Here is a 17,785-nt window from a genome sequence, read left to right on the forward strand (position 1 = left end):
TGCCGCCCATGACGATGACCTTGCTCCAGGGCATGACCCTGCTCGAAGGCGGAGCCGCCCACGACGGCCTGAAGCACCTGCCGATCCCGGCGTGGGGCTTCGGCCTGATCGCGCTGGCGCTCCTGATCGCCGGACTCATGTTCGTGCTGAACATCGGGAAGAGCCGACCGCACGCCTGAGCCGGCGTACGGATCTTCTATGAGTGAACTGACAGGACTGGCCCGCCGGGGCGACCGGGCGGGCCAGCGCTATCGCCTCGGAGTGATGGGCGGCACGTTCGACCCCATCCACCACGGCCACCTCGTGGCCGCGAGCGAGGTGCAGAGCCGTTTCGGGCTCGACGAGGTGGTCTTCGTGCCGACCGGCGTGCCGTGGCAGAAGAAGGACCGGCGCGTGTCCCCGGCCGAGGACCGCTATCTGATGACGGTCATCGCGACCGCCTCCAACCCGAGGTTCACCGTCAGTCGGGTCGACATCGAACGCGAGGGTGACACCTACACGGTCGACACGTTGCGCGACCTGCGGGCCGAGCGCGGCGATGACGTCGACCTGTTCTTCATCACCGGTGCCGACGCGCTGGCGAAGATCCTGACGTGGCGCGGCGCCGACCAGCTGTTCGACCTGGCCCACTTCGTGGGGGTGTCGCGCCCCGGCATCGAACTGGACGCGCCCGACATCGCCCACCTGCCGGCCGATCGCGTGACCCTGTTGGAGATCCCGGCCATGGCGATCTCCTCGACGGCGTGCCGCGAGCGCGTCGCCCACAACGATCCGATCTGGTATCTGGTGCCCGACGGCATCGTCCAACACATCCAGAAGCGCGGCCTCTATGTCCCCGAGGCCGCCGAGAGGGAGCTATGACCGCAACCGACCACGCGCTCGAACTGACCAGGGCGGCCGCGCTGGCGGCCGACGACAAGCAGGGCCAGGAGATCGTCGCGTTCGACGTCTCCGAACAGCTCGCGATCACCGACGTGTTCCTCGTCGTGTCGGCGTCGAGCGACCGGCAGGTCGGCGCGATCGTCGACGCGATCGAGGAGAAGCTGCGCGAGGACCACGCGGCCAAGCCGGTGCGCCGCGAGGGGGACCGCGAGAACCGCTGGGTGCTGCTCGACTATCTCGACGTCGTCATCCATGTGCAGCACTCCGAGGAGCGCCAGTTCTATGCGCTCGAGCGGCTGTGGCACGACTGCCCGCGCATTCCGCTCGACCTCCCGACGCCGCCCGAGGCTGCGGCCGAGTGACAGCCGCCCGGCTCGTCCTCTGGCGGCATGGCCAGACCGACTGGAACCTGGAGCGGCGCTGGCAGGGTGAGTCCGACATCCCGCTGAACGCGACGGGCCGTGAGCAGGCCCGCGCTGCCGCTCCTTTCGTTGCTGGGTTGGGGATCACGGAGATCTGGGCGTCCGACCTGTCGCGCGCTCGGGACACCGCCGAGGAGTTGGCGAAGGTCACCGGGTTGCCCGTGAAGGTCGACCGCAGGCTGCGGGAGATCTCGGTGGGGGACTGGTCGGGCCGCAAGGTCGAGGAGCTCATGGAGGAGTTCGCCGACGTCATGGAGCGCGAGGCCCGCGGCGAGGACGTGGTGCGCGGCGGGGGAGAGTCCGTACGCCAGGTCGAGCGCCGGGTGTCACAGGCGCTGGCGGAGATCGGTGAGGCAGCCCCGGACGGAGCGGTGGTGGCCGTGGTGATGCACGGGCTGGCCGGCAAGGTCGGCTCGCTGGAGCTGGTGGGGGTGCCTGCGGGAATCAAGGAGAGCTTCGGCCGCATCGACAACTGCCACTGCGTGGTCATCGAACGCAGCCACCAGAAGAGCCACCCATGGAGGATCGCGGCGTACAACGTGGGCCCAGGCTGACGTTCTCCGAGCGAGCGAAGCGAGACGAGGAGCCCCACGTTGGCTGAGCGAGCGCCAGCGAGTCGAAGCCACCGCAACCTTCTCCGAGCGAGCGAAGCGAGACGAGGAGCTAGTTCCTCACCCCGCACACCTGCTCCAGCACCCCGAACGCCCGGCGCTCGCCCTCGACGACGCTCAACTCGCCCATCTCCGCGACGATTCCCGCAGGCCGCCGCGTGAACCGTTCCCCCTGCCCGGGCCCGGTGATCGCTTCGAGCACCCGCTGGCCCACGCGTACGGCCCCGTTCGTCGACTCCACGTGATCGGCCAGCACCAGTCGCCCGCCCGGCCGCAGCACCCGCACCATCTCGCGCAACGCAGCACCCTCGTCCGGCACGCAGCACAGCACGAACGTGCTCAGCACGGTGTCGAAGCTCGCGTCCGGGAAGGGCAGTACGCCGGCGTCGCCCACCCGCATCGTCGCGTCCAGCCCGAGTTCCCGCGCTCGCCGCGTCGCCTGCTCCACCATCGCGGGGCTCTGGTCGAGCCCGGTGATGCGTACGCCGGCCGGCAGGTGGGGAAGGTTCGCGCCCGTCCCCACGCCCACATCGAGCACATCGCCCGTCGCGCGCGAGCACGCCCAAACCCTGCCCTGGTTGAGGAAGCGGCGCTCGAGCCGGGCCGAACGCCGGTCGTACTCGCCTGCCATCGAGTCCCAGAAGTCGCGGGACTTCTCGCTCACCACATCGTCACCCGGGAACTGCTGCAGAGCCACGCGTCGCCGATGCGGACGAAGTCCTGCGCGACGTCCAGCGGCCAGGTCTGGCCGGATCCGTCGTCGGTGACGCCGGTGAGGATGTGCCCGCTGACCTTGGCGTTGTCGTCGTCCTGGATCGTCACCTCCACGGACTTCTCCACGACCCGGTGATAGACGAACTGCCGGGCTCGGATGCCGTCCATCCACTCGTCGAGGGGCTGGCGATAGCCGGTCATGTGCACGAGCGTCGCATCGGGCGTGAAGCAGGCCGCGAGGGCGGAGGTGTCGGCCTCGTCCATGGCGGTCAGCTGCGTACGCCAGTTGGTCAGGATGTCGTCGCGGGCGGTCATGCGGCCAGCGTACGGAGGGGACTCGAGGATTTGGTGGCGGGGCAGGGGATGCGCTACCTTTCTCTGGTCGCGATTTCCGGGAGACCGGCGCGAATGCGGGGCTATGGCGCAGTTGGTAGCGCGCTTCCATGGCATGGAAGAGGTCAGGGGTTCGAATCCCCTTAGCTCCACAGATCTCAGGGCGGACCCGGTCGGGTCCGCCCTGATCTGCGTTCTGGACTCACCTGTGGACGATGTGCGGAAATCGGAGACTTTGGCGCCTTCCCGGCGGTTTGGTGCCCGATCTCTGCACATCGTCCATGAGCCAGCACCACCACAGAGTGGGGGACCGGCTTCTACCCCTGCCCCCGCACCGATCGGTGCAGCAGGTCGAACGTGCCCCACGACTCCTCGACCGCGCGCATCGACCGCAGCGTACGTTCCGGATCCAGCGACGCCAGCGTCGCCACCAGTCCCTGCACGACCGACATCGCCGGCGCCAGGCTCGGGAAGAACGACGTCCCCTCGGCCGGCACGATCAGGCACTCGTCGGCGCAGTCTGCCAGCGCCTTGGTGAGGTTGTCGGTCAGGGCGATGACCGTCGCCCCCTTGTCGTGCGCGGTCTGGGCCGCGGTGACCGAGCTCTGATAGAGCCGCCAGTACGAGCACACGATGAGCACGTCGTCGGGCTGCATGAACGCCACAGCGTTCGAGATCGAGGCCGGGCGATCCAACAGCTCGTGGCAAGGGAAACCGGCCAGCCTCATATTGTGGCTCAACGCGTGACCGACGGCCGCGAAGCTGCCCTGAGCGGTCACGAAGATCGAACGCCCCGCCGCGATGCGCTCGGCGACCCGGACCACGTCGGCGTCGGGGATGCGGCGCAGCACTTCCGCGGTCGATTCAGCGTCCCGGCGTACGGAGTCGTGGAAGGGCGTCTCCCGGAGTCCGTGCTCGGTCGCCACCTCCACCACCGAGAGGTGCGAGACATAGTGGGCGCGCAGGTCCGACTGGAAGTCCGGCCAGCCGGCGTACCCCAGTCGTTGGGCCAGGCGCGTGATCGCCGACACGCTCACCCCTGCCGCCGCCGCCACTGCGCCGGCGGGCGAATAGCTCGAGCGGCCGGGGTTGGCGACGATCTCGCGGAACGCCTGCCCCGTACGCCCGGTCAACTGGTCCGCGCCCACCAGGGAGCCCAGCCAGTCGTGCAGGGACTGGTCCACGTCGCGTCTCGCCATGGTTGCAGTCTAGGGACAGTCGTGAGCCGACATGCAAACAGATTTGCAGAATTCATTGACCTGCAAGATCGGGCCACTTACTGTTCTGGCATCCCAGAGCAGAGGAGTTCCCGTGTCCCTTTCGGCTCGTCTCGATCGCCTGCCACTGAGCAGGCCCCACTATGCGCTGCTGCTGATCGGCGGCCTCGGTTACACCTTCGACGGCATGGACAGCGCCATCGTGGCCTTCCTCCTGCCGGACGTGAAGCAGGTGTTCCAGCTCGGCCCCGCCCAACTCGGCATGGTCGCGTCGTCGGCGCCGTTTGGCTTCCTGTTCGGCGCGGTGACAGCCGGCTACCTCGGTGACCGCATCGGCCGCAAGAAGGTCATGATGTACGCGCTGGTCGTGTACGCGATCGCGTCCCTCGTCGCCGCGGCGGCGTGGAACTTCCCGATCTTCCTCGCCATGCGCATCCTCGCCGGCTTCGGCGCCGGCGCCGAGAGCGCGATCATCGCGCCCTTCCTGTCGGAATTCGTGCCCAGCAAGCGACGCGGGTGGTTCGTCGGCGCGCTGTCCGGCTTCTTCTCCTTCGGATTCGTCATGGCAGCGCTGATCGGACGCTTCGTGGTCCCGACCATCCCGCATGGCTGGCGCTGGGCCCAGGTCATCACCTTCCTGCCGATCGTGATGCTGCTCTGGTGGCGTCGCTCGCTGCCCGAGTCGCCCCGCTATCTGCTCAACGAGGGACGCAAGGACGAGGCCGAAGCGGTGGTCGCCCAGCTGGAGGACAGGGTCAGGACGGCGACCAACGCCGCGCTCCCGCCGGTCGATCCGAACCACGCGGGCGAGCCCGAGCCGCGCAAGTTCACGATGGGCAGTGCGCTGAAACACCTGTGGAGCCGCCAGATGTGGCGCACCACGGCCGTGACGTGGCTCATCTGGTTCGTGATCACGTTCGCCTATTACGGATTCTTCTCGTGGATCCCCTCGCTGTTGGTGTCGAAGGGGTTGACGGTCACCAAGTCGTTCAACTTCTCGATCCTGATCTACCTCGCCCAGATCCCCGGTTATTTCTCGGCGGCATGGTTCAACGAGCGGTTCGACCGCAAATACACCATCGCGTCCTACCTGTTCGGCGCGGCGATCAGCGCCTACTGGCTCAGCCAGATGACCGATCCGGTCTGGATCACGGCCGCGGGCATCGCCCTGTCGTTCTTCCTCAACGGCACGTACGCCGGCGTCTACGCGTACACGCCGGAGGTCTTCCCGACCTGGCTGCGGGCGACGGGCGTGGGTCTCAGCTCATCCTTCGGGCGCATCGGCTCCATCACCGCGCCCATGATCATCGGCATCTTCGCCGCCGAGTGGGGGTTCGTGGGCGTCTTCGGCATGACCACCGCGGTCCTGGCGGTCGGCATCGTCTGCACGTTGCTCTTCGCGAAGCCCACGAAGGGCCGCTCGCTGGAGCACATCACGAACGAAAGGGTCTGACATGGAACAGTTCTCGAACCTGGCCGAGGCGGAGGAGGCCGCGCGACGCCTCTACGACGTGCGCCTGTTCACCGTGCTGGGCATCAGCGGCGACGAGGTCGTCCGCCTGCACTCCAGCGATCTCGAGGCGTACCCCCTTGGGGGACGCAAAAGCCTCAGCGTCGACATCGCTCCCGAATGGGTGGAGACGTGCGTGCAGCGGGGTGAGGTCTTCCTCGGGCTCACGCCCGGGGACGTGGAGTGCATCTTCGCCGACCACGCCCTGATCGAGAGCCTCGGGTGTGGCGCTATCGCCAACGCCCCGGTGATCGACGGCGGGGCGGTGATCGGCGCACTCTCGATCCTCACACCCGAGGGAGGGCTGACCTCCGCCGCGGCGACCGAGGTGCGGCGCATCGCCGCGGGTTGTGTCGACGCCGTGCGCGACGAACTGGCGAAGGGGGACGCGCGATGAGCGGGCAGAACCTCGTCGTCACGGGTGGAGCGGTTCTCGACCCGGTGTCGGGCTCCTGGGAGACCCGAGACGTCGCGATCCGTGACGGCGTCGTGGTTCCCGGTGGCGACGCCCCCAGTGACGCACGTCGGATCGACGCCAGTGGGCGGTTCGTCCTGCCCGGTCTGATCGACTGCCACGTCCACGTGCTGGCCGCCGCCACCGCCGACCTGGGGGCGGTGGGGGAGATGTCCCCGAACTACGTCGCCCTCGCCGCCGCGCGGACGATGGGGGAGATGCTGGACCGTGGTTTCACGACCGTGCGCGACGTGGGCGGCGGAGACTTCGGCCTGCAGTCCGCCCAGGCCGAGGGTCTGGTCCGCGGCCCGCGGCTCTTCTTCGGCGGCAAAGCCCTCTCGCAGACCGGCGGGCACGGCGACACCCGTCATCGTGGCCGCCAGCAGTTCGACGCCCACGCGTGTTGCCCCAGCATCTCGCGGTTGGCCGATGGCGTCGACGAGGTGCGCCGGGCCGCGCGGGACGAGCTGCGGAAGGGGGCCGACCACATCAAGATCATGGTGAGCGGTGGGGTGGCCTCGCCCACCGATCGGATCGACTCGACGCAATACTCGATGGACGAGATCCGTGCAGTGGTTGAGGAAGCGGAGGCCGCGAACCGCTACGTCGCGGCCCACGCGTACACGGCACGGGCGATCCTTCGGGCGCTCGAGGGCGGCGTACGCAGCATCGAGCACGGCAACCTCATGGACCAGTCCGTGGTCGATGCGCTGAAGGAGCACGACGCTTTCGTCACCATGAACCTCGTGACCTATTGGGCACTGCAGGAGGAGGGCCGCGAGCACGGTCTGCCGGCCGACCAGTACGCGAAGATCGAGGCGGTGCTCTCGGGCGGAGTCGAGGCGTTGAAGCTCGCCCACGCGGCCGGGGTGATCCCGGCGTACGGGTCGGACCTGCTGGGCGGCATGCAGCGCCACCAGGCGCGCGAGTTCGCTATCCGCGCCGAGCACGTCGACAACATCGACGTCATCCGGTCGGCGACGACGGTGGCGGCCCGGCTGCTGCAGCGCGAGGGGGAGCTCGGGGTGCTGACTGCCGGAGCCAGGGGTGACCTCGTGATCGTCGACGGGGATCCCCTGCAGGACATGGAGATCCTGGCGGCGGGGACGCCTCGTCAGGTGGTCCAGGACGGTGCCGTCGTGGTGGGGGAGGGGGCTGCAGGCCACCCGTGATGAGCTGCGCAGGTCGGGATATCGGCCCGTCCCTGCACGGCCCATGGACGATGTGCAGAAATCGAGGAGTTGGCCGCCATTTGAGCAGTTTGGCGTCCGATCTCTGCACATCGTCCATGCTCACATCCCCTGCAGTGCCGGCTCCCGCTCGTCGACCCGGCGTACGTCCTCGGCCGCCGCCATCGACTTTCGCAGCAGCCACACCGACAGTGCGGCCGCACCCATCGTCAACACGGTGAGTCCGACGACCAGAATCGTGGGGGAGACGAACGCCCGCAGTGCGACCACGGCCGCGCCCAAGGCGTACGCAGCAAGGGCAATCCGAGGACTTCCCGCCACGCGCCCGAGCGTGATCGCCGTCGCCGTCGTGGTGGCCAGGAACAGCAGCGAGGTGATGGTCAGCGCCAGGCCCAGCGGCCCTTGGCGCAGCGCAGCGATCGTCGCCACCGGCAGGTAGGGGAAGACCAGGTTCAGGATGAACTCGACCCCGACGACGAGCGTGAGGCTCATCACCGAGAGCACCCCCACGGCCCGTCCGATGCGGCCGAGCGGGCGTACGGCGGTGAACAGGCCGATGATCAGGAGGATCCCGAACACCTGGCCCAACGGCGCGATCAGCTGGGTGACGGGCACGGCCGGCACGACGCCGCCTCGCTTGAGGGTGCCGATGATGAGCACGAGGGTGCTGGCTGCCCAAGGACGACCCGACCGTCACCGAGCAGCTGTTGCGCGGCGTACGCGAGCACATCCGCTCCGGCGGCACCAGTGACCTGTCGGTACGCCAGCTCGCGGCCGCGGCCGGGCGCTCGACGATGTGCGTCTACACAGCCTTCGGGGGCCGGGCGAAGCTGCTGGCCGGTGTCCATGATCGCGTCGCCGACGAGTTCATCTCCCACCTGAGGGGCCCGGTGACCTGCCAAAAGATCGCCGAGCGCTACGTCGCGTACGCCGCCGCCGAACCCCACCTGTTCGAGCTTCTGGGCGCCACGACCGAGGACGACCAGGGCGTACGCCTGCACGCGCGCCTGCTCGGCCGCGTGCTCGATCTCTGGGGCCAGTGCCCCGGCGGGGACGCCGACCACGCCCGACGCTCGTGGGCGCTGACCCACGGAACGCTCACAGGTGCGTGGATGGAGGGCGCTGCGCTCGCGTACGCGCCGTCGCTGCGTGTGGGGCTGGAATCCCTGTGCTCACAGCGATGACGCCTAGGCTGGTCCCATGAGCCCGCTTCGCCTCGTCACCTGCGCACTGCTCTTCCGAACAGAGTTCGCCCCTGGCGTCGACAACGCACGCCTCACCGAGGACGCCCACGGGTTGATCTTCGACCGATCGCTGGCGTTGGACCTCACCCCGGAAACCGTGGGCTGGGGGATCGCGCGTGCGGAGTTCACCCCTCCGGCGTCGGCGCCCACAACGGCACCCTCGACGTCAGGCTCGACCTCGACCTGAACCGCGCGGACTCGTCCATCTGTTTCCAGGCAGCGATCGCGTGCGTCCTGGACGTGCTGAACGCTGTCGGCGATCCACACCTGTCGGCCATGTCCGCCTACCTGCCACGGGACACGATCCGCCCCGCACGCCACCTCGGCGGCCCCCTCTGGGTCGGTGACGGCAACACGGTGGGCGACCACGCGCTGACCGCGACGATCGGCGTCAACCACCTGCCCCCCGATCACCTCGCCTCCCTCGTGCAGCGGCGCGTGCAGGCCAACCGCATCATCCGGTTCGGCCCGCCCCAGCCAGCGTCGCTGGCGAACGATCTCGTCGCACTCGCCGCGACGAACCCGCGTGATTTCTCACTGCCGCAGACCGAATTCCAACGTTGTCGACGGTGCTCGAGTGGCCCGTGACCGCGCCGATCGCGAACTCCGACACGGCTGCGTGGACCATGGCCACACTCATCGACGCCGTGGCCGGGTCCGACTCCCGCCCCGATCTGGCGGTCAGCGTCCGCTGGTGACGGCGGGGGAGCTCACCACTTCCCGTCGCGGCTCACCGTCGTGTGTCCCTGCACCAGCCGACACGGCGTACGCTGCACGCCGCTGAGGCGTCCCGTGCCCGCGACCAGGTCGGTCAGCGCCTGCGCCGCCCGCCCGCCCAGCTCCATCAGTTCGCGGTCGATCGTCGTCAGGAATCCGCGCCCCGACGTGCTGTCCTCGACGTTGTCGACGCCCATCACCCGCACCGATCCCGGCACGTCGACCCCGTGCGCCGTCAGGCACGCCAGCACGCCCAGCGCGAGCTGGTCGTTGCCGCAGAACATCGCGTCGAAGTCGACCCCGCGTTCCACGAGCGACGTGGCCGCGCGATAGCCGCCGGCGGCCGTCCAGTCGACGTGGAGGACGGGCTCGGCGAGGTCGACCCCCCGCCCCGTCAACCCAAGAGTGAAGCCCTGCTCGCGCTCCTGCACCGACAGGTCGTCAGCGGCTCCTGTGATGTGCACCGGTGCCCACGATCCCACGTCCATCAGGTGTTCGGCCGCGAGCCCGCCCATCTGCACGCCGTCGGGGATGAAGCAGACATCCTCGGGATCGTCGCTCAGCTCATAGGCATAAACAACAGGCGCTCGGAACGTCGGCGTCACCGACGGCATCAGCCTCCCCGGACCGTTGCCCAACACGAGAACCCCGTCGACGCGACGGGCGGCGAGCGCACGCGCGTGGTCACGAAGCCGGGCGGCGTCGTCGCGAGCGTCGCGCATCAGCACGGCGCGGTCGTCCTCTCCGAACGTGAGTGAAACCCCTGCCAGAACAGGGATCGCGAAGGGCTCGAGCGCGTCGCGCGACAGCAGCCCCATCAGCTCCGCGCGGCCGGTCGCGAACGAGCGCGCCAGCGGATCTGGCCGGAAGTCGAGCTCGTCGGCCACCGCGCGTACGCGGTCGCGGGTCGCCGCCGCCATGCGCCCGCGCCCGTTCAATGCCTTGCTGGCCGTCAAGGGGGGTGGCCGGAGTTGCTCGTCAGGTGAGTGTCAGGCACGCGAAAAGTGCACACCTGCGCCCGACACGCTGGGCGCCGAGGGTCTCGGGCAGCGATTCGGGCGCAGGTGTGCACTTTTCACGATCGGGGCTTCACGATTGGGGCTTCACGATCTGGGCTTCACGATCTGGGCTTCACGATCTGGGTCGAGGACCATATCAGCCCACCGCCGCCGACCCCTTCGCCTCCTTGCGCGTCCGCATCTCCGCCACGATCTCGGTGAACCGTGCATCGGTCAGCGGATAGGCCAGGAACATCAGGGCGCCGATGATGCCGAGCACCGCGGGGCCCAGCCTGACCACCGCGCGGATCGCGTCAGCGCCTCCGGGGTCTGCACGGGGAGCTTCGCGTTGAACCCGCCGAAGCTCAGGGCGTACGCCACCGCGGCTACCGCGACGGCCTGGGAAACCTTCGTCCGGGTCTATGGTGAGCGTCGCGATGCGCGGCTCGCTCATGGCCGCCAGCGTACGCCGCCCCCTCGACCATCTACCTTGGCTCTGTGCTGAACCTCATCCGGGCGCTCGGGGACCTGCCGGACCCGGCCGACGCGGACGCCCTGCGCGCCGGGCGTGACCGGGTGTGGGACGCTTATCCCGACCTCGCCAACCTGCTCGGGTGCATCTACCAGTGCTGAGGCGACGACTACGACGACTTCCGCGACCTCGTCGTGGACTCGTTCGGGGCCAGCCCGGTGGTCTGCACACGTGTCCCCGTCGAGGTCGAGCGCCTGATCGCGCGCTTCGACGAGGCCGAGCTCGACGAGGTCATCGGCTGGCGCCAGCAGGCGTGTGACTATGGAGGTCTTGGGCTGACTGCCTCCGAGTTCCTGCGCGAGATCGCCCGCGTGCTACACGCCTGTGCCCCGCCCCCAGACACCCGCTGGGCCCACCTGATCGGGCACGCCGTCACCGCGGCGGAGCCGGGGCCGCAGCCCGTGGTGGTCATCGGCGACGTACGCATCCGCTTCCTCAGCGGCTTCCACTGCGTGGCGCGCGGCCATCGTTCGCGCGTCGTGACCGACCTGGTGGGGGAGCGGATCCTGTACGCCGCACAGAACTCCTACGGCTTGACCCTGGCGACGGACCTGATCCAGCTCTACAACGGAACCGACTCAGAACCGCCGCCCTTCCGCGTGGAGTGATCACTGGTGATCGACGGTGGCGCGGGTGGCCCACCGCGGATTCCACTTGTCGCCCATCCAATCCAACTGCACAACCGTTCGTCGCCCCCCGTTCACCCGCGCAGCGGGCCCGCTTCGCACCGTTCGCCTTGAGTGGCCACGTCAGTTCCGTTCTGCCCAAGGAGCACCCGTGACCACCACCGTCCGCGCCCTCGGCCTCACCTCGGCCCTCATCCTCGTCCTCGCCGCGTCGGCCTGCGGTCAGTCGGCGAGCCAGGCCGGCGGCGCCGCCTCCGGTCCCGCCGGTTCCAAGGACACCATCGTGCTCGCCGCTGTCCCGTCGGAGCAGTCGCAGAGCCTGCAGGGGCAGTACGAGAACGTGATCAAGCTCATCGAGAAGGAGACCGGAAAGAAGGTCACCTTCCAGAACGCCACCGACTACGCCGCGGTGATCGAGGGGCAGCGCGCCGGGAAGATCGACCTCGCCGGCTACGGTCCGTTCTCCTACAAGATCGCCAGGGACGGCGGTGTGCCCGTCGAGCCCGTCGGCTCGCCCGTCAAGACCAAGGACACCCCTCCCGGCTACTACTCCATGGGGTGGGTGCCTGCAGGCTCGCCGGTCACGTCGATCGAGGGGTTCAGGGGCAAGAAGACCTGCTTCGTCGACAAGGCGTCGACGTCCGGATATCTCTACCCATCGGCCGGCTTGCTCGCCGCCGGGATCAACCCGGAGAAGGACGTCACACCTGTCATGGCCGGCGGCCACGACGCCTCGCTCCTGGCGATCAAGTCGGGCCAGTGCGAGGTCGGCTTCGCCTACGACACCATGATCGACCAGCTCGTGGCGAAGGGTCAGCTCAAGGCCGACGACGTCAAGCAGGTCTGGAAGTCGGAGCAGATCGCTGGCTCGCCCCTCGCCATGAACACCAAGACGCTCGACGCCGCCACCCAGGCAAAAATCAAGGACGCGATCACGAAGAAGGCCAACGTCCCTGCGCTCATCGCGGCCGGCATCTGCACGGCCGAGAAGTGCGACATGCCGGACAAGGTGAAGTACGGCTACGTGGCCATCGACGACTCGGCCTACAACGGCATCCGCAAGGTCTGCGAGGTCACCAAGTCCCAGGCCTGCAACAAGGCCTGAGGCTCGGCAACCGGAGGAACACCATGACTGAGCCCACCATCGCGCTGCGGGGCGTCACCAAGAGGTTCTCCCCGACGGTGAAGGGCCTCGACGACGTGTCAGTCTCGTTCGGGGCCCACCAGGTCACCGTCCTGCTGGGGTTGTCGGGCTCGGGCAAGTCGACGCTGCTCCGCCACGTCAACGGCCTCCAGCGCCCCACGTCGGGGGAGATCGACGTCCTCGGCACGCGTGTCGATCGTGTCAACGAGGCCGAGTTGCGCAGACTGCGTCGCCGGATCGGCTTCATCTTCCAGCACTTCCACCTCGTCGGAAGCATGTCGGTCCTCGAGAACGTCTGCACGGGCCGCCTCGGCACGTTGCGCGGGCCGAGACTGTCCCTGTTGATGTATCCGAAGCAGGTGCGTCGTGACGCGCTCGAGCAGCTGGATCGGGTCGGTCTGGCCGACCGCGCCCATCAACGGGCCGACACCCTCTCCGGTGGCCAGCAGCAGCGCGTGGCGATCGCACGAGCGCTCATCCAGAGACCGCAGATCCTGTTGGCCGACGAGCCGGTGGCATCCCTCGATCCGGTCTCGGCCAATCAGGTGATGGAACTGATCGGCCGCATCAGCCGCGAGGAGGACCTGACCGTGGTGTGCAGCCTCCACCAGGTGCAACTGGCCATGGAGTTCTCCGACCACATCGTCGGACTCCATCAGGGAAAGGTCGTGCTGGACCGCGACACCAGCGAGATCGATCGGCGCGATGCCTACGAGATCTATGCCAGCGTCGCCGGCCGGGACGAACGGGGGGCGGTCACGGGCGACCACCCGCAGGCTCCTGCGGCGCCGACGGCCGGCGCCCCGCTGACCACCCCCGCGGGGATGCGGTGACCGCCACACAGGTGCGCCGTCCGGCGGCCGAGGTCACCGGGCCCAGGCGTCCGGCTCCGAGCCCGAGATCCATCGCCGCCACCGTGATCATGGTGGGGCTGCTGGCCGCGGCGGTCTGGGCGACCGCGGAGCTGCGGATCAACGTCGCGTCGTTCCTCGACTCCGCTGACAACGCCGGCCGCTTCGTGGCGCGCATGTTCCCGCTCGACTTCCCTCCGGCCGCCGAGCTGGCGCTGGTCATCCTGCAGACGCTGGCGATCGTCCTGCTGGCGACCCTGCTGGGCGTCGTCCTCGCCATCCCCGTGGCGCTGCTCGCGGCCTGGAACACCACGATCCATCCCGCCGCCCGGCTGACCAGCCGTGGCGTCATCGTCCTGGCGCGCGCGATCCCCGACCTCATCCTCGCCATCTTCTTCCTGCGGGTGTTCGGCCTGGGTGCCCTGCCCGGCATCGTCGCCATGGGACTGCATTCGGTCGGCATGATCGGCAAGCTCTATGCCGACGCCATCGAATCGCTCGACAACGGCCCGCAGGAGGCCATCCGCGCCGCCGGCGGCTCACGGCTGCAACAGATCACCGCCGGCATCATCCCGCCCCTGATGCCGCAGATCATCGCCACCGCCCTCCACCGCTTCGACATCAACCTCCGCACCTCGGTGATCCTCGGCTATGTGGGCGTCGAGGGGGTCGGCCTCGCCATGGCCGACTCGCTGCGCTCGTTGAACTATCAGCGCGGAATGGCGTACGCCTTCGCCGTGCTGGTCCTCTGCATCGTCGTCGAACTCGTCTCGGGGGCCATCCGCACGGCCATCATGAGCCGGACCGGGGCGACCTCGTCGCGCCCCACCTGGGCGGACCGGGTGACCCGCCGCGTCGCCGGGGTTCGCCCGACGGCACCGGCCACCACACCGGCCACCGCTCCGACGACCGCGCCGGCGTCGTCGCGCCCGGCGCGCCTGACGCCCCCGTGGGACGCCGCGCGGGGCGGACGGTTCGGGGGGATCGCGCTCGTGTTCGTGCTGGTCGTCGCATCGTGCATCGCCGCGGGGGTCACCTGGGACGACGTCGCGCGCGGCGCGGGGAGGGTCCTGCCGACGGCCGACCTCTTCTGGCCGCCCGGCGGGATGGACATTCTCGACGACATCGCCGCCGACATGCTCGTGACGATCCAGATCGGACTCGCGGCGACCCTGCTCGGCGCAGTGCTGGCTGTGCCCATCGGTGTGTTGGCGGCGCGCAACGTGGTGCACAACCGGGCCGTGTCGACCGGCTTCCGCCTCCTGATCGTCGTGATCCGTGGCATCCCTGAACTCATCATCGCGATCATCTTCGTCGTGGTCACCGGCCTCGGGGGCGTCGCGGGCACGCTGGCCCTGGCGATCGGGGCAGTCGGCCTGCTCGGCAAACTCGTCGCCGACTCGCTCGAGGAGACCGACGTCGCGGTCCAGCAGGCCCTTCGCGCCACGGGCGCCTCACCCCTGCAGGTCTTCTTCGGCGCGACCGTTCGGCAGGCACTGCCCGCGTTCGTCGCCCACGTGATGTATCTGCTGGACGTCAACATCCGCTCGGCGACCCTGCTCGGCATCGTGGGTGCGGGCGGCGTCGGCTTCCTCCTCCTCAACGCCGCACGTGTTCAGGAGTTCGAGGTCGTCACGACCATCCTCCTGTTCATCCTCGCCACCGTCCTGCTCGTGGAGGCGTTGGCCGTGTTCGTGCGGAAAGCGGTTCAGTAAGGGCCTCGCGGCCGGTTCAGGCGCCCAGTTCGTCCAGCACCCGGCGGGCGAGGCCGAAGCTGAGGGTCATGCCGACGCCGCAGGTCACCGCGACGGCGGTCGTGCGGGCGTCGAGCTGCTCGACGAGCAGGTCGGACAGCGGGCTGGACGCATAGACGCCCTGCCAGCGCTGGCGGACGCGCAGTGCCTCCACCCCGAGGACGCCGGCCACCTCCCGCAGGAGCACGTCGGACACACCCTCGTCGAGGAACGGCTCGTGACTGAGGTCGTAGGTGTGGGAGTCACCCACCAGCAGGGATCCGTCCGGCCGCGGGGCGAACATCACGTTGGCCACCATGGACAGCAGCTCGGGCGCCACCTCCGCGCGGACGCGGTCCGCCGCCGGCATGGACGCCATGCCGCCGTAGCGGAGCATCGACGTGGCCGTCAGCACCGCCGCGTGGGTGGTGAACCCAGCGGGGCTGTCGACCAACGCCATCTGCAGGGCGCACCGTTCCATCCCGGCCGCGTCGGCCACGTCGGGGCGCAGGAGGTCGAGGTCGTGACCGACGCAGACGAGGACCCGTTCGGCGGTCATCGCGCCGCGCGAGGTCTGGACGGTGCCGTGATCCGCACCCAGACACGACGTGCGCCAGCTGAACTCGACCCCGTCGTCGGCCAGGCGCGCAGCCAGGTGAGCCACCGTCGTCCGAGGGTCGACCCGCAGGTCCTGCGTGAGCTCGACGCCCCCGCGTACGCCGGGCAGGTCGCGCGTGCCGTCGGCGAGGCGGTCGCTGATCTCGCCCGCTGACAGGAGCCGGGTCCGCTCGGGACGGCGCGCCGCGAATTCCTCGAGCAGGTCGCGCTGGGCGTCGCTGCGCGCCACCACCATGCCGCCGTGGGTGCGAACGGACACGCCCGTCGCGGCGGCCGCCGCCAGCCATCCCTCGCGCGACGCGACCGCGAGGGCGTCGAGGTCATCCGGTTGTGCGCTGAGGCAACAGTGGCCGAAGTTCCGCACCGAGGCACCGACCGCCCGCGCGTCGCGGTCGATCACCCGCACGCTCAGCCCCCGGCGTCGGGCCTCCCAGGCGTGGCTCAGGCCGACGATGCCGGCCCCGACGATGATCAGGTCTGCGCTGGTCATGTCCCCGATCCTTGCGGCCCGCACGGGTGTCGCGGGGAACGTACGCCCACTTGCTCCAGCATTCACGTACCGTTCACCGCCCCGTAGCCCGCGCGAGGGGACGGAAGCCTACCTTCGGCGAAGGAGGTGGTGATGGACGAGACGAGCAAGCCCGGCCTGATCGCGTTCGACATGGCGGGGACAACGGTGGACGAGCACGACATCGTCTACACCACCCTGCGCGAGGTGACCCTCGCGGCCGGGGCCCACTACGACGACGCCATGTTCGCCCGCTGGACTGGCACCGAGAAGCGCGCGGCCGTCGCGGCGCTGCTCGCCACCGACGACCCCGCGCGGGTCGACGCGGTGCACGCCCGGTTCACGGGCGAGCTCTCCCGACGCTACGCCGCCGCCCCGCCCATTCCGTGTCCGGGCATCGAGGAGGCGTTCGACGCGCTGCGGGCCGCCGGCGTACGCATCGCGCTGACGACCGGCTTCGACCGCCCCACGGCCGACCACCTGCTGACCTCGCTCGGTTGGACCGACGGCGTGGTCGACGCGGTCGTCTGTGCCACGGAGGTCGCTGCCGGACGGCCCGCGCCCGACATGATCCGGCGCGCCATGGCCGACCTGGGGGTCGACGACCCGGGTCGCGTGTGGGCCGTGGGCGACACCGCGGCCGACCTCGACGCCGCTGCGGCGGCCGGCGCGCTCGGCTTCGGCGTCCTCACCGGTGCTGGCACGCGCGCCCAACTAGAGGCCTGTCCGCACCACGCGATCCTCGATCGGGCGGCCGATGTCGCGGCCCTCGTGGCGGCGCTCCGGTGACCGAACCCCGCAGTCGCCAGGTCGCCGCGATCCTGGCCGAGGAGATCCGCGACCTGCCCACCGGGACACGCGTGCCCAGCGAGCACCAGCTGATGGCGCGTTTCGACGTTTCCCGGGCGGAGGCGCGGGGGGCGTTGCGCTTCCTCGAGCACCAATACCTGGTGCGTCGGAGTCAGGGGGCGGGGACATTCGTGCACCGGCGGCTCGACTACGGCATCGCCCGCGCCAAGAGGCCGTCGCTGCACCGCACGATCGAGGCGTCGGGCGGCCGCGCCCGCACGTTCGTCCTGTCGGCCCGGCGCGTCGACCCACCGGAGGAGATCTCCGACCGGCTGGAAGCCGTAGGTCCGCTGATGCGGCTGGAACGCCTTGCCTACATGAACGACGAGGTGACGACGTTCCTGCAGGAGTGGTTCGCCGAGGGGGTCGTGAACGAGCTCGCGGTGGGCGTGAGCGTGATCGACTCCGTGGAGGAACTCCTTCGGGGGTCGGGTTTCACCCCTTTGCGCCACTGGTGTCGCGTGACCGTGGACTGCCCACCCGATGACGTGTGCGAGCGGCTCGACCTCCCACCGGGCACCCATGCGTGGAGCGTGAGCAGCCTCAACGTCGACGAGGGGACGGGTCGTCCTCTGTTCTTCAGCGCCAACTGGACGCGCATCGACCTCGTCCGGTTCGTCTGCGAGCTCTGA

The 17,785-nt window shown here is 69.5% G+C and carries 24 protein-coding genes and 1 tRNA gene; 18 read left to right on the forward strand and 7 right to left on the reverse strand.

Annotated elements, in window-relative coordinates:
- The first annotated feature begins 8 nt into the window (after nt 1-8).
- From ACYVAG_RS04760 to ACYVAG_RS04775, 4 genes are read left to right on the forward strand one after another with little or no spacing between them, the layout of a single operon-like run.
- Nucleotides 9-179, forward strand: coding sequence for a hypothetical protein (locus tag ACYVAG_RS04760; protein WP_460767251.1), 171 nt, complete (start codon nt 9-11; stop codon nt 177-179).
- Between the two features lie 19 nt (nt 180-198).
- Nucleotides 199-861 (forward strand): nicotinate-nucleotide adenylyltransferase, encoded by a 663-nt coding sequence (gene nadD / locus ACYVAG_RS04765; RefSeq protein ID WP_460767254.1) that lies wholly within the window; start codon nt 199-201, stop codon nt 859-861.
- On the forward strand, nt 858-1,244 hold the full coding sequence (gene rsfS / locus ACYVAG_RS04770; protein WP_460767256.1) for a ribosome silencing factor: 387 nt from the start codon (nt 858-860) through the stop codon (nt 1,242-1,244). Before nadD ends, rsfS begins: the two co-directional genes overlap by 4 nt.
- Nucleotides 1,241-1,858 (forward strand): histidine phosphatase family protein, encoded by a 618-nt coding sequence (locus ACYVAG_RS04775; RefSeq protein ID WP_460767258.1) that lies wholly within the window; start codon nt 1,241-1,243, stop codon nt 1,856-1,858. Before rsfS ends, ACYVAG_RS04775 begins: the two co-directional genes overlap by 4 nt.
- A gap of 109 nt (nt 1,859-1,967) precedes the next feature.
- On the opposite strand, the gene ACYVAG_RS04780 is transcribed toward ACYVAG_RS04775, so the two are convergent.
- Together ACYVAG_RS04780 and ACYVAG_RS04785 are read right to left on the reverse strand one after the other, a co-directional pair.
- The gene (locus ACYVAG_RS04780) at nt 1,968-2,579 is read right to left on the reverse strand and encodes a class I SAM-dependent methyltransferase (protein WP_460767261.1); all 612 of its coding nucleotides are present in this window, start codon (nt 2,577-2,579) and stop codon (nt 1,968-1,970) included.
- Entirely contained in the window at nt 2,576-2,944 is a 369-nt protein-coding gene (locus tag ACYVAG_RS04785; protein WP_460767263.1) for a nuclear transport factor 2 family protein, read from the reverse strand. The genes ACYVAG_RS04780 and ACYVAG_RS04785 overlap by 4 nt, the downstream gene beginning before the upstream one ends.
- Before the next feature lie 97 nt (nt 2,945-3,041).
- Between ACYVAG_RS04785 and ACYVAG_RS04790 the strand changes: the two genes are divergently transcribed.
- Nucleotides 3,042-3,114 (forward strand) — tRNA-Ala (locus ACYVAG_RS04790).
- A gap of 165 nt (nt 3,115-3,279) precedes the next feature.
- Here ACYVAG_RS04790 and ACYVAG_RS04795 read toward each other — a convergent pair.
- Nucleotides 3,280-4,161, reverse strand: coding sequence for a MurR/RpiR family transcriptional regulator (locus ACYVAG_RS04795; protein WP_460767266.1), 882 nt, complete (start codon nt 4,159-4,161; stop codon nt 3,280-3,282).
- Nucleotides 4,162-4,273: 112 nt separating this feature from the next.
- On the opposite strand from ACYVAG_RS04795, the gene ACYVAG_RS04800 reads away from it, so the two are divergent.
- From ACYVAG_RS04800 to ACYVAG_RS04810, 3 genes are read left to right on the forward strand one after another with little or no spacing between them, the layout of a single operon-like run.
- Complete coding sequence (locus ACYVAG_RS04800) at nt 4,274-5,632, forward strand: MFS transporter (protein ID WP_460767268.1); 1,359 nt, start codon at nt 4,274-4,276, stop codon at nt 5,630-5,632.
- Between the two features lies 1 nt (nt 5,633).
- Nucleotides 5,634-6,086 (forward strand): hypothetical protein, encoded by a 453-nt coding sequence (locus ACYVAG_RS04805; protein WP_460767271.1) that lies wholly within the window; start codon nt 5,634-5,636, stop codon nt 6,084-6,086.
- Complete coding sequence (locus tag ACYVAG_RS04810; protein ID WP_460767273.1) at nt 6,083-7,315, forward strand: metal-dependent hydrolase family protein; 1,233 nt, start codon at nt 6,083-6,085, stop codon at nt 7,313-7,315. Before ACYVAG_RS04805 ends, ACYVAG_RS04810 begins: the two co-directional genes overlap by 4 nt.
- Before the next feature lie 120 nt (nt 7,316-7,435).
- Here ACYVAG_RS04810 and ACYVAG_RS04815 read toward each other — a convergent pair whose 3' ends face one another.
- Complete coding sequence (locus ACYVAG_RS04815) at nt 7,436-7,993, reverse strand: hypothetical protein (RefSeq protein WP_460767276.1); 558 nt, start codon at nt 7,991-7,993, stop codon at nt 7,436-7,438.
- Between the two features lie 47 nt (nt 7,994-8,040).
- Between ACYVAG_RS04815 and ACYVAG_RS04820 the strand changes: the two genes are divergently transcribed.
- The 3 genes from ACYVAG_RS04820 (at nt 8,041) to ACYVAG_RS04830 (ending at nt 9,165) form a co-directional block, all read left to right on the forward strand.
- A complete protein-coding gene (locus tag ACYVAG_RS04820; protein WP_460767278.1) occupies nt 8,041-8,517 on the forward strand; it encodes a TetR/AcrR family transcriptional regulator in 477 nt (158 codons plus the stop codon).
- A 16-nt stretch (nt 8,518-8,533) separates the two neighbouring features.
- Complete coding sequence (locus ACYVAG_RS04825; RefSeq protein WP_460767281.1) at nt 8,534-8,764, forward strand: hypothetical protein; 231 nt, start codon at nt 8,534-8,536, stop codon at nt 8,762-8,764.
- An 89-nt stretch (nt 8,765-8,853) separates the two neighbouring features.
- Entirely contained in the window at nt 8,854-9,165 is a 312-nt protein-coding gene (locus tag ACYVAG_RS04830; protein ID WP_460767284.1) for a hypothetical protein, read from the forward strand.
- A 122-nt stretch (nt 9,166-9,287) separates the two neighbouring features.
- On the opposite strand, the gene ACYVAG_RS04835 is transcribed toward ACYVAG_RS04830, so the two are convergent.
- Complete coding sequence (locus tag ACYVAG_RS04835) at nt 9,288-10,250, reverse strand: LacI family DNA-binding transcriptional regulator (RefSeq protein WP_460767286.1); 963 nt, start codon at nt 10,248-10,250, stop codon at nt 9,288-9,290.
- Nucleotides 10,251-10,449: 199 nt separating this feature from the next.
- Nucleotides 10,450-10,593 carry a hypothetical protein gene (locus ACYVAG_RS04840; protein WP_460767289.1) on the reverse strand — a complete coding sequence of 48 codons (144 nt, stop codon included), beginning with the start codon at nt 10,591-10,593 and terminating at the stop codon, nt 10,450-10,452.
- Between the two features lie 197 nt (nt 10,594-10,790).
- On the opposite strand from ACYVAG_RS04840, the gene ACYVAG_RS04845 reads away from it, so the two are divergent.
- The 5 genes from ACYVAG_RS04845 (at nt 10,791) to phnE (ending at nt 15,160) form a co-directional block, all read left to right on the forward strand.
- Nucleotides 10,791-10,925: a hypothetical protein gene (locus ACYVAG_RS04845; protein WP_460767291.1), complete on the forward strand. Its 135-nt coding sequence runs from the start codon at nt 10,791-10,793 to the stop codon at nt 10,923-10,925.
- 33 nt (nt 10,926-10,958) lie between these two features.
- Entirely contained in the window at nt 10,959-11,432 is a 474-nt protein-coding gene (locus ACYVAG_RS04850) for a hypothetical protein (protein WP_460767293.1), read from the forward strand.
- A 169-nt stretch (nt 11,433-11,601) separates the two neighbouring features.
- Nucleotides 11,602-12,555 carry a phosphate/phosphite/phosphonate ABC transporter substrate-binding protein gene (locus ACYVAG_RS04855; protein WP_460767296.1) on the forward strand — a complete coding sequence of 318 codons (954 nt, stop codon included), beginning with the start codon at nt 11,602-11,604 and terminating at the stop codon, nt 12,553-12,555.
- Between the two features lie 23 nt (nt 12,556-12,578).
- Nucleotides 12,579-13,427, forward strand: a complete 849-nt coding sequence (gene phnC, locus ACYVAG_RS04860; RefSeq protein WP_460767298.1) for a phosphonate ABC transporter ATP-binding protein — start codon at nt 12,579-12,581, stop codon at nt 13,425-13,427.
- Nucleotides 13,424-15,160: a phosphonate ABC transporter, permease protein PhnE gene (phnE, locus tag ACYVAG_RS04865; RefSeq protein WP_460767300.1), complete on the forward strand. Its 1,737-nt coding sequence runs from the start codon at nt 13,424-13,426 to the stop codon at nt 15,158-15,160. Before phnC ends, phnE begins: the two co-directional genes overlap by 4 nt.
- 16 nt (nt 15,161-15,176) lie before the next feature.
- Here the strand turns inward: phnE and ACYVAG_RS04870 are convergent, their stop codons facing one another.
- A complete protein-coding gene (locus tag ACYVAG_RS04870) occupies nt 15,177-16,286 on the reverse strand; it encodes a TIGR03364 family FAD-dependent oxidoreductase (RefSeq protein WP_460767303.1) in 1,110 nt (369 codons plus the stop codon).
- Nucleotides 16,287-16,418: 132 nt separating this feature from the next.
- Between ACYVAG_RS04870 and ACYVAG_RS04875 the strand changes: the two genes are divergently transcribed.
- Together ACYVAG_RS04875 and ACYVAG_RS04880 are read left to right on the forward strand one after the other, a co-directional pair.
- The gene (locus ACYVAG_RS04875; protein ID WP_460767305.1) at nt 16,419-17,093 is read left to right on the forward strand and encodes a phosphonatase-like hydrolase; all 675 of its coding nucleotides are present in this window, start codon (nt 16,419-16,421) and stop codon (nt 17,091-17,093) included.
- Nucleotides 17,090-17,785: a GntR family transcriptional regulator gene (locus ACYVAG_RS04880; protein WP_460767307.1), complete on the forward strand. Its 696-nt coding sequence runs from the start codon at nt 17,090-17,092 to the stop codon at nt 17,783-17,785. The genes ACYVAG_RS04875 and ACYVAG_RS04880 overlap by 4 nt, the downstream gene beginning before the upstream one ends.

Source organism: Mariniluteicoccus flavus, assembly GCF_054776655.1.

What these genes read in the sequence shown, in the direction of transcription:
- rsfS (WP_460767256.1), top strand. Translation starts at nt 858, where the DNA reads ATGACCGCAACCGACCACGCGCTCGAACTGACCAGGGCGGCCGCGCTG.
- ACYVAG_RS04825 (WP_460767281.1), top strand. Translation starts at nt 8,534, where the DNA reads ATGAGCCCGCTTCGCCTCGTCACCTGCGCACTGCTCTTCCGAACAGAG.
- phnC (WP_460767298.1), top strand. Translation starts at nt 12,579, where the DNA reads ATGACTGAGCCCACCATCGCGCTGCGGGGCGTCACCAAGAGGTTCTCC.
- ACYVAG_RS04795 (WP_460767266.1), bottom strand. Translation starts at nt 4,161, where the DNA reads ATGGCGAGACGCGACGTGGACCAGTCCCTGCACGACTGGCTGGGCTCC.
- ACYVAG_RS04875 (WP_460767305.1), top strand. Translation starts at nt 16,419, where the DNA reads ATGGACGAGACGAGCAAGCCCGGCCTGATCGCGTTCGACATGGCGGGG.
- ACYVAG_RS04870 (WP_460767303.1), bottom strand. Translation starts at nt 16,286, where the DNA reads ATGACCAGCGCAGACCTGATCATCGTCGGGGCCGGCATCGTCGGCCTG.
- ACYVAG_RS04810 (WP_460767273.1), top strand. Translation starts at nt 6,083, where the DNA reads ATGAGCGGGCAGAACCTCGTCGTCACGGGTGGAGCGGTTCTCGACCCG.
- ACYVAG_RS04760 (WP_460767251.1), top strand. Translation starts at nt 9, where the DNA reads ATGACGATGACCTTGCTCCAGGGCATGACCCTGCTCGAAGGCGGAGCC.
- ACYVAG_RS04830 (WP_460767284.1), top strand. Translation starts at nt 8,854, where the DNA reads ATGTCCGCCTACCTGCCACGGGACACGATCCGCCCCGCACGCCACCTC.
- nadD (WP_460767254.1), top strand. Translation starts at nt 199, where the DNA reads ATGAGTGAACTGACAGGACTGGCCCGCCGGGGCGACCGGGCGGGCCAG.
- ACYVAG_RS04805 (WP_460767271.1), top strand. Translation starts at nt 5,634, where the DNA reads ATGGAACAGTTCTCGAACCTGGCCGAGGCGGAGGAGGCCGCGCGACGC.
- ACYVAG_RS04785 (WP_460767263.1), bottom strand. Translation starts at nt 2,944, where the DNA reads ATGACCGCCCGCGACGACATCCTGACCAACTGGCGTACGCAGCTGACC.